Below are 15048 nucleotides of genomic sequence, written 5' to 3'. Positions count from 1 at the left end.
GGCTCTGGGTCGCGATCACAGCCTGCAAGGCCGGGCGTTTGCGGAGCACCTCCACCAGCGTCGTCATAAGACGGTTGATGGCGTCCGGATGCTGGTGGTCTTCCGGCTCATCCCAGAGGAACAGCCCCGATTCCACCAATGCCATCAGGCACAGCGCCCGGAAGGCGGTCTGAATCCCATCCCCAAGCTGCTCGATGGCAACCGGCTGCCCATTGATCACCGCCCAGACCGTGCGCGGCCGCTCCCCACCCCCTGCGCCGCCGGAAAACCGGCTGACCGACAAGCCCGGATAGATCTCCCGCAGCCGCTGCGCGACCCATTCGTCGCGCCCCTCCATCAGCATCGGGGGCTCTCGCTGGATCAGGGGATCTACGGGATCCCGAGGGAACCAAAGGGCCTCCTCCAGCTCGACGCCGACCGAGGGATCCAGCAGAACCGCCTGCCGGCCGCGATCCCACTCATCCTGCAACTGGAAGGTGGGGGGCGAGGAAATCCGAAGGCGGGCCTGGTCCGTTCCCAGCCGGATCAGCCATCGTGGGCTGCGGATGCGCAGCTCCGCGAAGTGAATTTTGGGAGTCGGCTTCGAGGAGCGATCCGCTTCAGGGCTCCCGCCCTCCACCGGCTCCCTGTCCGGCTTCACCTCCGGCCGATCCTCCGAGCCCAGAAGCAGCTCGGCATCCGGAGCGCGCGGCTCCTTCTCCAAATACGCATGGCGGCGGAGGACATGGAGGATAGGCGACCGTCCCACTGGGTCGCGATCGCTGAGCTCCACCCGGCCGCTTCGATGCCCTCCAACCAGATAAAGGGCCTCCAAGACCGCCGTCTTCCCGCTGCCGTTCAGGCCCACCAAGACGGTAAGGGGGGTCAACGTGAGCTGAGCGCGCGCGATTCCCCGGAAGTTCTCCACCTCTAGCTGATGGGCAACGATCGAATCATGGCTGCTCATTTCTCGCGCTCCTCTTAAAAGGGAAATAGACCACCTCGTTGCCCTCCCGACCTACCATCGCATCAGTTCTACGGCTGCTAAGAAGCAGGCCTTGATAGACCACCATGCTCAGGATGGTTGATCGGGAGGCAAGGAACTTCCTGAAGGCTGCGTCCATCCGCTTTCAGTATACACGCATACGGCGACGCGGGTAGACTGGAAAGTCAGCTCCCAGAGGGCGGCCGGATCTCGATGGGCTGATCGAAATCGCGCAGGGTCAGCGTCCAAACCGTAGGATCCTGCGGGTCGCTCTCCAGCTCCATCAGGCGAACCCGGTGGATCCGGAACGTCCTCACGTCCACCCAGAGATCAGCCCGCAGGCGGCCGGAGATCAGCCCTACGGACCATTCTTCCAGCGGCCCGCTCGCCAGCTCCCCCTGCAGATGGTAGACCGGGGCTCCGTCCACCGCTTCGCGGCCGACCAGCTGGAGCGGGACGCGGGCCATCAGGGCCGGCACCCCGCGCTCCGGATCGAAAAACAGGCGGGGATCGATCACCACCCCCCGTTCCGGCGTCAGCTCCTCCCAGCGCTCCACCCCCGCCAGGGCGATCCAGGTGCGATCGCCGACGCGCACGATCCGGATCTCCGTGACCACCCCCAGGCTGAACACCCGGACGATCCCCCGCAGGCGATCCGGATAGACCAGGTCGCCCTCCACCCGGCGGAGCATCATCAGCCGGGCCGCGTCCAGGTAGTCCGGCGCCCCGGTCCGCTCGAGGACGAAGTGAACGCTCCGCGTCCCGGCCATCGCCGCCGCAGCTCGGGCGATGATCTCCGCAGCGGTGAGCGCGGGCGTCGGCTCCGCCCGACGGCAGCCAGGAAGCCACAGCCCCAACACCCACAGCAGGCCCAGCCATCCCCAGCGCCTCATCCCCCCGTGCCTCCCCTCCCGGATCTTAGGAGCGCTCCCGCTCAGCCGCCCGCCTCTTCGAGAGGAACCGGTTCGGGATCTCCGCCCGGGACTCCAATGGTGGCCCCTCTACATGGTCTTCCCTTCTCGCATCGCCCCGGGAGGCGCGGTCGGGCCCTCCGGCGGTCTCCACCCCCCGCCCGCGCCCTCAGCTTCCCCGCGCGGATCGCCCGCTTTCCGGAAGAAAGGCCGGGCAGACGGGATCCTCTCGCGCCCGCCCGGCCTTCAATATCTCGCCTGAATGGCAGAGCCGCCGCTTCCGCTTACGGTGGGGTGATTTGAACGAAGAACACGCCTCGCTGAACCGCTGAGCCCGAAAGCGCCTCGCCGGCGATCCCGACCCCGCGGATCGGAATCAGGAAGGGACGAACATCCCTCCGAAACGCCTCCCGTTCGGCAGACGGGATCTGGTCCTCGATCAGATTCCATAGCTCCTGAGCGTCCACGAACAGGAGCTGGCTCCGGCGATCCGGCAGGCGGCGGAGGACCTCCTGGAACCGCCGGTTGTCCCGGATCGTCCGCTCCGGTCCGCGTTCGGGATGGCTGCTGGCCAGGGCCTCGGGGGGCAACCCGATCCCCACCGCCCTCGGCCCGAAGGCATAGCCGACCACAGGCGTTCCACTCGGGTCAACGATCACCCGGATCGAGCGCCCCTCGAGTTCCCTATCCTCAACGGTGAGGCCGACCGTCTGCAGCAAAGCCTCCAGCCGCTCCAGCCCGGTTTGGGCCTCCTGAGGGCGATCCGCCTCGATCAGCGCCGAGACGCCGACGGGCACGCCGAGGGGCGTCGCAGCCTGGATCGGCTGGACGATGAGCACGAGATCCCCCGTCATCCAGGAGATCAGATCCCGCTCCAGATCGATCCCCAGGGCGGACTCTATATCCCTCAGCTGTTGCTCGGCATCCGGCACGCTCCGGAGCGCATTGAGGGATTGCTTCAACTGATCCCCGATCCGCGGAATCTGAAGGATGGCCAGCACCCTCTCCGGGACCCCGGCGAGCATGCCCTCCGAGATAGGCGGGACGTCCAGGGCTGACTGGGCCTCCGCTGACAGCTTGTCGCGCTGGATCAGGGAGATGGCCTGGATGCGCAGGCCCTCCGGCAGCAGCTCGCCGGAGAAGCCGACGGCCTCGATGGCCTTCGCGAGCTCCGCCGAGGGGCCGGTGCCCAGCAGCTCCTCCAGCGGAGGCGCCTCTGGTTGTCGGGCGAGGGCTTCCCGAAGGACCCTTAGAAGGCCGTTGTAATCCCCATAACCGAGGAGCACGGCCTGGCTCGGCAGTTCCTTCATCACCCGCTGGAAGCGATCAGCGCGGGCCAGCGCCTGGCCCTGCCCCTCCGCCCGATCCACCACCGCCCGCAGGGCCTGCTCATCGGCGGCGAACACCACGAAATCGCGGACGGTGGCCATCAGAACCGGGGGCTCGTTCTCCTGCTGCCCGGGCCGGAACCAGTAACGGGTTCGCCGATACGTTCGCTCCTCGAAGGCAGGACCCTGCTCCGCGGCGAGCTCCCGCAGCCGCTGCAGGAAGCGCTCGGAGGCTTGGAGATTCCGGGAAGCGATCAGGATCACAAGGGGGAACCGCCCCTGCTCCAGCGCCTCGGGGGAGAGCGCCAGAATCGCAATGCCAGCCTCCGTGCCCAGCCATGAGGCCACGTCGGCCTCCCAATCGATCTTCGCCTCCTCCTTCAGACGGGCTCGGAAGTCCTCCAGCGCCCGCTTCACCTCTGCGTTGTCCAGGTAGGCCTTCCGGATGGTCTCGTAGCCCGGCTGGGCCTGGAGATTATAGGACAGCGACATGTAAAAGACGGCATCCGCCGGGATGAGTTCGGTGGCCAGGGTCTGCTGGCGCAGGCCCAGCATGGCCGTCACCCGATCCCGCAATTGGGGGAAGGCCAGGGCGCCGACGGCCACCCCGGCGGCGCAACAGGAAAAGAGGGCCAACGGGATCAGCAACAGGAGGATCCATCTTCGGCTCATTTTCCACCTCCAGGTCTGGATTTAGATCTCAGAAAAGAGGTCTATTGGGATCGCTCCGCATACGCCTCAAGGCCATGGCCATCGGGAACGCGAGGGCCACGCCCATCGCCGCCAGCCGGAAGGTCTCCTGGATGATCGTCAGCGTGATGTGGGGCAACGCGGAAGGCAACGCCTCGAGGGGATAGGCCGCCGCCAGCGCCTGAAAGCGGGAGGTCCCCCACGTGGTAATCCCCGCCAGGCCGGCGCTCATCCCCATCAACCGGAGGATCAGCAGCAGCCCGGAGGCGATCCCCCGCCCATCCGGCGGCGCCGCATCCAGCGCCGCCGCCCCGATGGCTGCCGTGGCGGCCCCCAGCCCCAGCCCCACCATCGCCATCTGCAGCGCCATCCGCGTCAGCGGCTCCTCCATCCCCCAGCCGGAGGCGCTCAGCAGGCCCAGGGCCGCCAGGGCGATCCCCAGCGCCGCCGGGCCCCGATCGCCGATCCGGCCGCTCCCCCACCCGCCGATCAAAGACCCGAGGGCCATCGCCCCGGTCAGCCCCGCCAGCACCCGGCCGCTGAGGATCGCCGCGTTCCCCATCCACGCTTCCGGGGTATCTCCGTAGGAGCGCAACGTGTTCATCAACAGGGGAACCTGGGCCATCGGCGTGATCAGGCCCAGCCCCAGCAGCAGGTTCACCAGACCGGCCAGGGTGAAATTCCACCGTCGGAACAACCCTGCCGGGATCAGCGGGTCGGATCGTCGGGCCTCCACGAAGGCCAACCCGGCGACGCCGGCCCCGCCCAGCAGCAGCCACGGCCATCCCGCCAGCGGCTGGGATCCCTCCAAAGCGCCGATGCCGGTGGAGCCCAGCTCCATCGCCCCGCCGCTCTCGATGATCCCCACATGGAGCGCGATCAGCGTCCCGCTGAGCAACACCGCGCCCGCCCAATCGATCCGCGGCGCCCCCGGAGAGGAGGCGACGAAGGCCGGGCGCCTCCTCACCGCCAGCACCAGGGCCAGCAGCGCGAGGGGGAGATTCAGGGCGAACTGCCACTGCCAGCTCCAGGCGGCGAGGCCCGCGGGCATCCCCAGGGCCTCCGCCATCCAGCGGCCCGCCTCCGGCCCGTAGCGGATGAGCAGCGAACCGTAAATCGGCCCCCAGATCCAGCCCAGGGTGTCCACCGCGGCCAGGACCCCGATGGCACTGCCCCGGCGGCCCTCGGGAAAGCGATCGCCGACGGTCGCCATGGCGATCGGCACCACGCCCCCGCCGCCGAAGGCCTGGAGGGCCCGCGCCGCGATCAAAGTGGAAAGATCCGGGGCCAGCAACACCAGAACGGACCCGGCCAGAAAGAGGGCCATGCAGAGCGCGTAGACCCGCAGGCGCCCGTAGCGGTCCGAAAGGCGCCCGAACAGCGGCATGGCCACCACGTAGGCGATCAGGTAGGCGGAGACGATCCAGGAGGCATCTTTCAGGCCCGATGGGATGGGGACCTCGAAGTCGACGAGCATGCGGGGCAGCATCGTGCTGACCACGGTGAGGTCATCGGCGGCGATGAAAACCCCAAACGCGAGGATGCCGAGAAGCCCGAGCGGGGCGTCCGCCGGGCCGAAGAATCTCCATCTCGCGGCCCCTGCTTCTCGCTTCCCCGAAGCACGCAGGGCCTCTCCGCTCGCCGGTTCCATCGGGATTCCCCTCTGTGTTCGATCCGAGGCCGTGCGGGCTCGCCGCCGATCGCGCTGGATGGAGATTTCCGGCGGCCTCGCCCACCCGAAAGCCGCTCCCTCTGAGGAGAAGGGGCCCTATCGATCAAACAGCCGGTAAGCGATCCAACCCGCTAAAGGCGGCATGAACAGCGTGGAGATCAGGCGGGCGGCCATCAGGCGGGGGCCCAGGATGGCGAACTCCAGCGGCAGACGGGTCAAAGACCACAGGGACCATGCGGTGAGGAAGGCCACCACCGCCCCCACGCCGGCCCCCGCTCGATGGAGCATCGCGATCAGCGGGAAAGAGACAAAGGGCCCGCCGGGGATCAGCATCCCCACCCCGCTGGCGATCATGATCCCGCGCAGGCCGGCGCCCGGACCCAGCCACCGCGCGATTATCTCCCGGGGGATCAACACTTCCGAGAATCCGATGAGCACAAAGATCCCGATAAAGAGGGGAAGGAAATCCTGCAACGCCCGGAACGTCCCCCGCCAGCCCGCCGCGGCCACCTCCCCGCCCCGGAAATAGGCGATCACGACCATGGCGGCCGCCAGGATCAGGACCACCATCGTCCCGATATCCATACCGCCCAGCCTCCACGTCGGATCCGTTTTCCGATCGCTCATGCCCCAACCGGCGTGGATACGGATTCAGAAGCCATCGCCTTCCAGGCCCGCTCCAGCAGATCCGCTACCCCCAGCTCCGCCGCCCAACGTCGGAGATCCTCCCAATCCAGAACGTCCCCTTGCACCCGAAGGATCCCCAGAACATCCCGCCGTTGCGATTCGAAAACTTCGCCGCCCTGTCGAAACCCTTCCAGTTCGGAGAGGACCAGATCCTCGGCCGTGCTGAAAAAGGCCTCGTGCTCCGGATGAGCCATCCGGCGGATCCGGATCCGCCGCTGCATCGGATGGTGGTCGAACGGGCGATCTTTGGGTAGAAAGACATCGATCAGAAAGATCGAGGGCCGATCGATCAACAGAAGTCTCCTAACGGCGCAACGCCTCTTCATAATACTCCTGGAGGCTCTTCACCGTAAAGCCCCGATCCCGTATGGCCCGGATGGCCTGGACCGCGGCAGCCGCCGCCGAGAGGGTGGTCAGCAGCGGCACCCCGTAGCGCACCGCCGCCTGCCGGATCCGCATCCCATCGGTGTAGGCCCGGGGGCCCAACGGCGTGTTCAGGATCAGCTGCACCCGTCCCTCCCGGATGGCGTCCACCACATGCGGGGAGCCCTCGCTCACCTTGTTCACCCCCTCCACCGGAAGCCCCACCCGCCGAAGGGCCTCCGCCGTGCCCCGGGTCGCCATCAGCCGAAAGCCCATCCGATGGAAGTCCCGGGCGATCTTCAACACGTTCCCTTTATCGAAATCGTTCACCGAGAGCAACACTGTCCCGCTCAGAGGCAACGCGTCGCCCGCCGCCATCTCCGCCTTCGCGAAAGCGTGCCCGAAGCGCTCCGCCCAGCCCATCACCTCCCCCGTGGACTTCATCTCCGGGCCCAGGACAGCGTCGGCGCCCGGCAGCTTCCGGAAGGGCAGGACCGCCTCCTTCACAAAGAAGGCCCGGACCTCCGGGGAACGGGTGAAGCCGATCTCCTCCAAGGTCTGGCCCAGCATCACCCGCGTGGCGATCCGGGCCAGCGGAACGCCGGTGGCTTTGCTGATGAAGGGCACGGTGCGGGAGGCCCGGGGGTTGGCCTCCAGAACGTAGACGATGTCGTCTTTGATGGCGAACTGGATGTTGATCAGCCCGCGGACTTCCAGGGCCAGGGCGATGCGCTCGGTGTATTCCTCGATGATCTGGAGGTGATAGCGGGAGATCTTGTAGGGAGGCAGCACACAGGCGGAATCCCCCGAGTGCACGCCGGCTTCCTCGATGTGCTGGAGGATGCCCCCGATCACCACCCGTTTCCCATCGGCCACCGCATCCACCTCGGCCTCATAGGCGTCCTCCAAGAAGCGATCGATGAGCACCGGACGTTCCGGCGAGACCCACACGGCTTCCCGCATGTAAGCCCTCAGGGTTTCCTCGTCGTAGCAGATGGCCATCGCCCGCCCCCCGAGCACGTAGCTGGGCCGGACCAGGACGGGATAGCCGATGCGTTGGGCCACATCCAGAGCTTCCTCGATGGAGGTCGCCGTTCCATGCTCCGGCTGTGGGATGTCCAGATCCCGGAGCAGGGCGCTGAAGCGACCCCGGTCCTCCGCCAGATCGATGGCGTCCGGGGAGGTGCCCAGGATCCGCGCCCCGGCCCGATGCAACGGCATGGTGAGGTTGAGGGCCGTCTGCCCGCCGAACTGCACGATCACCCCCAGGGGCCGCTCCCGCTCCAGGATGTTCAGGACATCCTCAAAGGTAAGGGGCTCGAAATACAGGCGGTCCGAGGTGTCGTAATCCGTGCTCACCGTCTCCGGGTTGGAGTTCACCATGATCGATTCGAGGCCCATCTCCCGTAAGGCGAAGGCCGCCTGGCAGCAGCTGTAATCGAACTCGATCCCCTGCCCGATGCGGTTGGGGCCGCTGCCCAGGATCACGACCTTCGGACGATCCGTCGGGGGCGCTTCGTCGCTTTCCTCGTAGGTGCTGTAGAGATACGGCGTGTAGGCCTCGAACTCCGCCGCGCACGTATCCACCTGGGCGTAGCGCGGCCGGATGCCGGCTGCCTCACGGCGGCGGCGGACCTCGGTCTCGGAGCATCCCCAGAAGGCCGCCAGCTGGGCGTCCGAGAAGCCCTCGCGCTTGGCATGGCGGAGCAGGGCGGCCGGCACTGTGGAGAGCGTATAGCGTCGCAACGCCCGCTCCCGTTCCACCAGCTCAGCCATCTGGGTCACAAACCACGGGTCATAGCCGGTGAGGGCGGAGACTTCCTCGACGGACATCCCTTCCATCAGGGCGTCGTGGACCGCCCGCAGGCGGTCAGGGGTGGGACAAGCGAGGGCCTGGCGCAGATCCGCCGGCCGCCGGTCCGGCGGGAAGCCCTCAAACCCCTTCGCCCCGATCTCCAGCCCCCGCATGGCCTTCTGGAGGGCCTCCTTGAAGGTCCGCCCGATCGCCATCACCTCCCCCACCGACTTCATCTGGGGGCCCAGGGTGGGGTCGGCCCCAGGGAATTTCTCGAAGGCCCAGCGGGGGATCTTCACCACCACGTAGTCCAGGGCGGGCTCGAAGGCGGCCACGGTGCGCCGGGTGATCTCGTTGCGGATCTCGTCCAGGGTGTAGCCCACCGCCAGCAGCGCGGCGATCTTAGCGATCGGGAAGCCGGTGGCCTTGGAGGCCAGGGCGGAGGAGCGCGAGACCCGCGGGTTCATCTCGATCACCCGCATCCGGCCGTCCCGGGGGTTCACCGCGAACTGGACGTTCGAGCCCCCCGTCTCCACCCCCACCGCGCTCATCACGGCCCGTCCCCAATCCCGCATGCGCTGATACTCTTTGTCCGTGAGGGTCTGAGCTGGGGCCAGGGTGATCGAATCCCCCGTATGAACCCCCATGGGGTCCAGGTTCTCGATGGCGCAGACCACCACGAAGTTGTCATGGCGGTCCCGCATCACCTCCAGCTCGAACTCCTTCCAGCCCAGCAGGGATTCCTCGATCAGGGCGGAGCCGACCGGGCTGAGGCGCAACGCGAGGTCCACCCGATCGATCAATTCCTCCCGGGAACGGGCGATGCCGGCCCCGGTGCCGCCCAAGGTGAACGAGGGGCGGATCAGCACCGGGTAACCCACGCGGTCCGCGAAGGCGACGGCCTCCTCGACCGAGCGGGCCAGGATGCTGTGGGGGACCTCCAGGCCGGCGCGTTCCATGGCCTCCTTGAAGGCCAAGCGATCCTCGGCGATCCGGATCGCCTTCGGGGAGGCGCCGATGAGCTCCACCCCGTATCGCTCCAGCACCCCGCCTTCATAAAGGGCCATCGCCAGATTCAACGCGGTCTGACCACCTAAAGTGGGAAGCAAGGCCTCCGGGCGCTCCCGGGCGATGATCTGCTCCACGATCTCCGGCGTCAGCGGCTCGATATAGGTGGCGTCGGCGAACTCGGGATCCGTCATGATCGTGGCCGGGTTCGAGTTGACCAGGATCACCCGATACCCCTCCCGCCGCAGAGCTTTCAACGCCTGCGTTCCGGAATAATCGAACTCAGCCGCTTGGCCGATCACAATGGGCCCGGAACCGATCACCAGGATGGAACGGATATCTGTGCGCCGCGGCATCGATCGATCGCTCCAGCCGTTTATGAATGGGGGATTGGGGGATGGGATTTCGGACAAACGGGCCGTGCCTCGGGCCCCTGAGCGTTCTACGCATAGAGGATCCGTTCTGCCGCCCTGACGCAGGGCCCCTTCAGCTTCCTAACCGCTTCACCCACTGATCGAACAGGGGGTCCGCGTCGTGGGGGCCGGGGTGGGCCTCCGGGTGATATTGCACGGAAAACACCGGTCGATCCCTCAGCGCCAGGCCCTCCACCGTGCCATCGTTGAGGTTGATGTGGGTGATCACCGCCTCGCGCGGATCCAGGGTGTCCGGATCCACGGCGTAGTTGTGGTTCTGGGCCGTGATCTGCACCCGACCGGTGGCGCCCTCCCGCACCGGGTGGTTGCTCCCGTGGTGTCCGAAGGGCAGCTTATAGGTCCGGGCGCCGATCGCCTGGGCGATCAGCTGATGGCCCAGGCAGATGCCGAAGATCGGGATCCCGGTCTCCAGCAGCTGGCGCACCGTGCTCACAATCCCGGGGAGCCCGGCCGGATCCCCCGGGCCGTTGGAGAGGACGACACCGTCTGGGCTCAGGCGCAGGACCTCATCGGCCGGTGTGTGAGCGGGCACCACCGTGACCCGACAGCCTCGGTCGACCAGCCGGCGGAGGATGGAGCGCTTCACCCCGAAGTCGTAGACAACCACATGGCGCCGCGGCTCGGGGTCCGGCTGGAACCCGTGGGGCTGCCAGCGGCCGGAGCCCTCGGTCCACTCATAGGGGGCGGCGCAGGTCACCTCGCGCACCATATCCCGGCCCTCCAGGCCCTCCCAGGCGCGGGCCATCTCCACCAGGGCCTCCGGGTCGATCCCCTCCTCGGTGGAAAGAGCGCCCTTCATGGCCCCCTTGATCCGGATGAGCCGGGTGATCGCGCGGGTGTCGACCTCGCTCAGGCCGGGAACCCCGTGACGGGCCAGATAGGCCTCCAGGCTCTCCTTCGCTCGCCAGTTGGAGACCACCGGGCTCAGGGCGCGGACGATAAAAGCGGTCACCTGGGGGCGATCGCTCTCCACATCCTCCTCGTTGACACCCACGTTGCCGATGTGAGAAGCGGTCATTACCACCATCTGGCCCCGGTAGGAAGGATCCGTCAGGATCTCCTGATAGCCGGTCATCGCCGTGTTGAACACCACCTCCCCCACCACGGTGGCACGAGCCCCGAAGCCCCAGCCCATGAAGACCGTCCCATCCTCCAGCGCCAGGATCCCTCGCATCTTACCTCCTTCGGCGAAGGGACATATTTGGAGGGAGATATTAGACATGGCGGATCGAGATGTCAAGGTTTTCAACCGGTAGGGGCACGCTGCGGCGTGCCCCTACCCACCCCCCGCGCATGGTGTCGCTCGGCCCGCGAAGCGCGCCCAGGCTCCCCGCGTCCCCCACCTTTTGACCCAGTCGCAGGTATTCCATGGCAGAAACTTTTTCAGGAGGTGGATCATGCGACGCACGCATCGCTGGCGCTGGATCGCCGGCCTGGGTGTCATGGCGGTGGCCCTGGGAGGGCTGACGCTGATCGGCCTGGGAGCTGTCGTCCGCCCATCATGGGGCGATCCGGCCGGCCCCGTCTGGTATTACGGACGGCTGGTTCCCATCGGAGAGCGGCTGGCCCGCGGCGTGGAACCCAAATGCCACGACGGCCTGGGACCGGGGATCCTCACCTGCTACGACACCAACGAGGAGCTGGCCGCCGCCACCGGCCTGGATCTCCCGGGGGTGGATCGCGCCCGGGTGGAGCAGCTCCGGCAGTCGGGCGCCGTCGTCCCGGTCGGGTGCGCGTATTACGCCGTGCTCTGGGAGCACGCATCCTACGGAGGGCGGAACTTCGTCCTCTGCTACGACTACAATGACCTGCGCTCCGTCCATTTCAACGATATCGCATCCTCCATCTTTATCCCGTCCGGCGCAGGGGTAAGTGCTTACTTCGAGCACATCAACTTCGGAGGCGACCGGCGGACCTTCACCGTTAGCATCCCGGACCTGCAGGTCTATTCCTTTAACGATCGGATTTCGTCCGCCCGGCGCGGCGACTGAGCGCTCCTAACACGATGTTCCCGGAACGCTTCTCCGAGGCCCCTCTCCGCGGCTCCTGGCCGCGGGGAGGTCATCGACTTCCAGCGCCGGCCAAGAGAGACGACGATGGAGCATCCGCTGGACGAGCCGCAGGCGATCCGACGGTGGCGCGAGGGGGATCCGGAAGGGCTGGCGACGCTGGTGCATCGTTATGAGCTGCGGGCGCTCCGGGTGGCCTACCCGATCCTCCAGGATCGCATGGACGCGGAGGACGCGGCGCAGAACGCCTTCCTGCGCGCATGGCAGCACCGCCACCGCTTCGATCCGGAGCGCCCGTTCTGGCCCTGGTTCCTCCGACTGGTGATCCGGGAATCCCAGCGGATCGCCGGCCAGCGCCGGTCGCGACCGGCGCTCGCCCCTGGATCGGAGAAGGATCTGTGGGCAGTGGAAACGCAATGGAAAGATCATGACCCGCTTCCCGAGGAGATCGCCGAGCAAAACGAATCCCGGGAGGCGCTCTGGCGGGCCCTGCGAGGCCTCTCCCCGGCCCAGCGGACGGCCGTGGTGCTGCGCTATTACGAGGACCTCAGCGAACGGGAAATCGCCGAGGCGATGGGCTGCAGCGTGGGCGCCGTCAAGCACTATCTCTACGAGGCGAGGCAAAGACTCCGCCTGGCCCTGAAATCCATCGAAGCGTCATCGCCCGCTGTGCCGGATCCCTGAGACCGGTTCCGCTGCATTTCCGCCTTGAGAGCAAGGGAGGAGCTTCCAATGGATGAGGAGGCGCTCCGTCGCGCGCTGAAAGAGCTGGCGGAAGAGGGATTCCCGAAGCCGGCCGGCCTGTGGCCGCGGATCCGGACTCAACTGGAGCCCTCGCCTCGTCCACTCCGCCTCCGGCGATGGCTCCGACAACCGCTGGCGTGGGGGCTGGCCGCGCTGCTGCTGGCCCTCGCCATCGGCGTAGGCGCCTACGCGGGCGGGCTGTGGGAACGGTTCGCCCTGTCTCAGCGGCCCTTCCGGGCGTCCCTGGTCACGCCGCTGGGCCTGCGACAGGAACGGGATGGATACGTCATCACGCTGGAGTGGGCTTACGCCGACTGGAATTCGATCCTGATCGGCTATCGCATCCAGGGCGCGCCGGAGCTCCAAGCGCTTCTGGTCATCCCGGAGGTCCGCCTGCAGGACGAAGCCGGGCGCGTCTTCTCCCTCGAGGCCCAGGAAGGCCTGGTGGGTGCTTCGGAGGCTATCGGCCTCCGGCTTCCTCCTAGCGAGCATGTCTTCGTGGTCGCCTTCGATGCATGGGGGCACGCCGAGCTCTCCAGCGCCCTGTCATTGCAGCTCACGCTTCGGCTGGAAACCCTCGATCCCCAATCCGAGGAAAGGCCCTCGGGGGATCCGGGGAAGATCGAACCCTTCGTTTTTTCGTTCACGGTGCCAGTGCATCCGGGATACGCCCTTCGCACCCCGCGCGCGGCGACGGCGAACGAGATCACGATCACCCTGGAGCGGCTGATTGCGGCCCCCTCGGGAACCAAGACACGGCTTTGCATCGTCTCCCTGGATCCCTGGCAATCGTGGAGCATGATCCTCATGCTAGCGCTGGACTCACGCGCTGTCTTCGCCGGAGGGATCACCCGGGATGGAGCTGGATGCTTTCGAACGTTCTTCCCGGTGGGATCCACCGACCCGCGCCTCCCTGAAGGATCGCTCCAGGTCCTGGAGCTGATCGGATGGGATCCTGTCGGTGGGATGGAGCCCATTCGCCTGCCCGGCCCGTGGCGCTTCCCCCTAACACCGGAACCCTAAGAAGAGGCCAGGATGGGCGCGATCGTTTTTTGTAGGGGCAACCCCCTGTGGTTGCCCTATTCGGGCAACCCCCTGTGGTTGCCCCCCAATCGGGGCGGGCACAGGGGCCTAGGGCAGGCACAGGGGCCTGCCCCTACAAAATGCACAACACGCCGGATCGTTTTTGTAGGGGCGACCCCTGCGGTCGCCCCACCATTGGGGCACGCACGGGGGCCTGGGGCAGGCCAGCGGCCTGCCCCTACAAAATGCCGCGCGGTGCGCCGGATCGTTTTCGTGGGGACACCCCCGTGGTTGCCCCACATAGGCAACCCCTGTGGTTGCCCTATTCGGGCAACCCCCTATGATCGCCGGAATGATGGATGAACGGGCTGTTTCCTTAAAGGCACCCCCCACCCAGGCGATTCCCCAACACGATCCCCCCATGAGCCCGTCTGACAATCGGCAGCGATGAGCCATTGGGAAAAGTGGACGAAACCACGGATCCCCGGTATGCTGAGTGAGTGCTCACTTTCACAGGGGGAACCCATGGCGCTGCGAGTGAACCCGGAGGTCCGGAGGGCTCAGATCCTGGAGGCAGCCGCCCAGGTCTTCGCCCGACATGGGTTCCGGGGCGCCACTACCCGCGCCATCGCCCAGGCCGCCGGGGTGGCCGAGGGGACGATCTTCCGCTACTTTCCGACCAAACGGCATCTCCTCCTCGCCCTGTTCGAGGCGCTCACCATCCGACCGATCCAGCAGCAGCTCCAGGCGCTGGGGACCATGGAATCCCGGGAGTGGCTGGAGGCGTTCCTCGCGGAGCGCCTGACCGCCATGCGGGCGCACCTTCCCTTGATGCAGGCCCTCTATCAGGAGATTCGAACCGACGAGGCGGTTCGTCGAACGTTCATCGAGCAGATCGCCCGGCCCTTCCTGGAACAGATGCGGGAACTGCTGGCCGCCGCGCTCCAGCAACGTCAGCGCTCGCTACACCCCGCCCTGGTCCTGTGGGCGATCTGGGGAGCCCTGCATGGGGTAACGATCTTCGGCCTCGAGATGGATCCCGAGCTGGCTATGCTTTCCCCCAGGCAGATCGCCCATGAACTGACCACGCTGTTCCTCTGGGGGCTGGAAGGCCATTCCGAAGAACTCGCTGGGAGGTGAACGACCGATGCGAAGCCGCCGGTGGCTGTTGTTCCTCGCCTTGATGGTTCCGATCGTGATCGGCGCCTGGGCGCTCTTCGAACGCGCCCGAGCGCAACCGCCCGCCTTCACTGATACCGCGACGATCCGACGAGGAACCCTTCGGATCACTCTGAGCGCGGCGGGCAAAATCCGCCCGCGCGCCCAGGCGGTCCTGAACTTCGCCACTGCCGGCACGGTGGCCGAGATCCTGGTTCGGGAGGGTGAGACGGTTCGCAAGGGCCAGCCCCTGGCCCGCCTG

At 67.1% G+C, this 15048-nt stretch carries 13 protein-coding genes; 5 read left to right on the top strand and 8 right to left on the bottom strand.

The genetic code is table 11. The features are described 5' to 3' along the window. The 8 genes from NZM16_RS01420 to carA form a co-directional block, all read right to left on the bottom strand. A partial coding sequence (locus NZM16_RS01420) for an ATP-binding protein (RefSeq protein WP_295477980.1) occupies nucleotides 1–946 on the bottom strand: 946 nt, incomplete at its 3' end. A gap of 203 nt (nucleotides 947–1149) precedes the next feature. Continuing rightward, entirely contained in the window at nucleotides 1150–1857 is a 708-nt protein-coding gene (locus tag NZM16_RS01415) for an LppX_LprAFG lipoprotein (RefSeq protein WP_295477977.1), read from the bottom strand. Nucleotides 1858–2159: 302 nt separating this feature from the next. Further along, nucleotides 2160–3875 (bottom strand): DUF3352 domain-containing protein, encoded by a 1716-nt coding sequence (locus NZM16_RS01410; RefSeq protein WP_295452088.1) that lies wholly within the window; start codon nucleotides 3873–3875, stop codon nucleotides 2160–2162. A gap of 28 nt (nucleotides 3876–3903) precedes the next feature. Next, nucleotides 3904–5544: an MFS transporter gene (locus NZM16_RS01405; protein WP_295452090.1), complete on the bottom strand. Its 1641-nt coding sequence runs from the start codon at nucleotides 5542–5544 to the stop codon at nucleotides 3904–3906. 117 nt (nucleotides 5545–5661) lie between these two features. Beyond that, on the bottom strand, nucleotides 5662–6150 hold the full coding sequence (locus NZM16_RS01400; RefSeq protein WP_295477974.1) for a permease: 489 nt from the start codon (nucleotides 6148–6150) through the stop codon (nucleotides 5662–5664). Nucleotides 6151–6188: 38 nt separating this feature from the next. After that, a complete protein-coding gene (locus NZM16_RS01395; protein WP_295452095.1) occupies nucleotides 6189–6545 on the bottom strand; it encodes a hypothetical protein in 357 nt (118 codons plus the stop codon). 10 nt (nucleotides 6546–6555) lie between these two features. After that, nucleotides 6556–9774, bottom strand: a complete 3219-nt coding sequence (gene carB / locus NZM16_RS01390) for a carbamoyl-phosphate synthase large subunit (protein ID WP_295477971.1) — start codon at nucleotides 9772–9774, stop codon at nucleotides 6556–6558. A gap of 130 nt (nucleotides 9775–9904) precedes the next feature. Then, nucleotides 9905–11026 carry a glutamine-hydrolyzing carbamoyl-phosphate synthase small subunit gene (carA, locus tag NZM16_RS01385; RefSeq protein WP_295477968.1) on the bottom strand — a complete coding sequence of 374 codons (1122 nt, stop codon included), beginning with the start codon at nucleotides 11024–11026 and terminating at the stop codon, nucleotides 9905–9907. A gap of 223 nt (nucleotides 11027–11249) precedes the next feature. Here carA and NZM16_RS01380 point away from each other — a divergent pair, with 223 nt between their 5' ends. The 5 genes from NZM16_RS01380 to NZM16_RS01360 all read left to right on the top strand — a co-directional run. Then, the gene (locus NZM16_RS01380; protein ID WP_295477965.1) at nucleotides 11250–11843 is read left to right on the top strand and encodes a hypothetical protein; all 594 of its coding nucleotides are present in this window, start codon (nucleotides 11250–11252) and stop codon (nucleotides 11841–11843) included. A 105-nt stretch (nucleotides 11844–11948) separates the two neighbouring features. Next, a complete protein-coding gene (locus tag NZM16_RS01375; protein ID WP_295452105.1) occupies nucleotides 11949–12545 on the top strand; it encodes a sigma-70 family RNA polymerase sigma factor in 597 nt (198 codons plus the stop codon). A 48-nt stretch (nucleotides 12546–12593) separates the two neighbouring features. Then, on the top strand, nucleotides 12594–13628 hold the full coding sequence (locus NZM16_RS01370; protein WP_295452106.1) for a hypothetical protein: 1035 nt from the start codon (nucleotides 12594–12596) through the stop codon (nucleotides 13626–13628). 525 nt (nucleotides 13629–14153) lie between these two features. Continuing rightward, nucleotides 14154–14768 carry a TetR/AcrR family transcriptional regulator gene (locus NZM16_RS01365; protein ID WP_295452109.1) on the top strand — a complete coding sequence of 205 codons (615 nt, stop codon included), beginning with the start codon at nucleotides 14154–14156 and terminating at the stop codon, nucleotides 14766–14768. 7 nt (nucleotides 14769–14775) lie between these two features. Further along, a partial coding sequence (locus tag NZM16_RS01360) for a biotin/lipoyl-binding protein (protein WP_295477962.1) occupies nucleotides 14776–15048 on the top strand: 273 nt, incomplete at its 3' end.

This window comes from Thermoflexus sp. (assembly GCF_025055495.1).
Classification (GTDB): Bacteria; Chloroflexota; Anaerolineae; order Thermoflexales; family Thermoflexaceae; genus Thermoflexus.
The sequence above is the reverse complement of the archived record's forward strand: the minus strand, read 5'-3'. Positions and strand labels throughout refer to the sequence as shown.

Bases quoted from the DNA above. Each gene is read 5' to 3' on its own strand.
- NZM16_RS01370 (WP_295452106.1), top strand. From the start codon at position 12,594: ATGGATGAGGAGGCGCTCCGTCGCGCGCTGAAAGAGCTGGCGGAAGAG.
- NZM16_RS01375 (WP_295452105.1), top strand. From the start codon at position 11,949: ATGGAGCATCCGCTGGACGAGCCGCAGGCGATCCGACGGTGGCGCGAG.
- NZM16_RS01400 (WP_295477974.1), bottom strand. From the start codon at position 6,150: ATGGATATCGGGACGATGGTGGTCCTGATCCTGGCGGCCGCCATGGTC.
- NZM16_RS01405 (WP_295452090.1), bottom strand. From the start codon at position 5,544: ATGGAACCGGCGAGCGGAGAGGCCCTGCGTGCTTCGGGGAAGCGAGAA.
- carA (WP_295477968.1), bottom strand. From the start codon at position 11,026: ATGCGAGGGATCCTGGCGCTGGAGGATGGGACGGTCTTCATGGGCTGG.
- carB (WP_295477971.1), bottom strand. From the start codon at position 9,774: ATGCCGCGGCGCACAGATATCCGTTCCATCCTGGTGATCGGTTCCGGG.
- NZM16_RS01410 (WP_295452088.1), bottom strand. From the start codon at position 3,875: ATGAGCCGAAGATGGATCCTCCTGTTGCTGATCCCGTTGGCCCTCTTT.
- NZM16_RS01415 (WP_295477977.1), bottom strand. From the start codon at position 1,857: ATGAGGCGCTGGGGATGGCTGGGCCTGCTGTGGGTGTTGGGGCTGTGG.
- NZM16_RS01380 (WP_295477965.1), top strand. From the start codon at position 11,250: ATGCGACGCACGCATCGCTGGCGCTGGATCGCCGGCCTGGGTGTCATG.
- NZM16_RS01365 (WP_295452109.1), top strand. From the start codon at position 14,154: ATGGCGCTGCGAGTGAACCCGGAGGTCCGGAGGGCTCAGATCCTGGAG.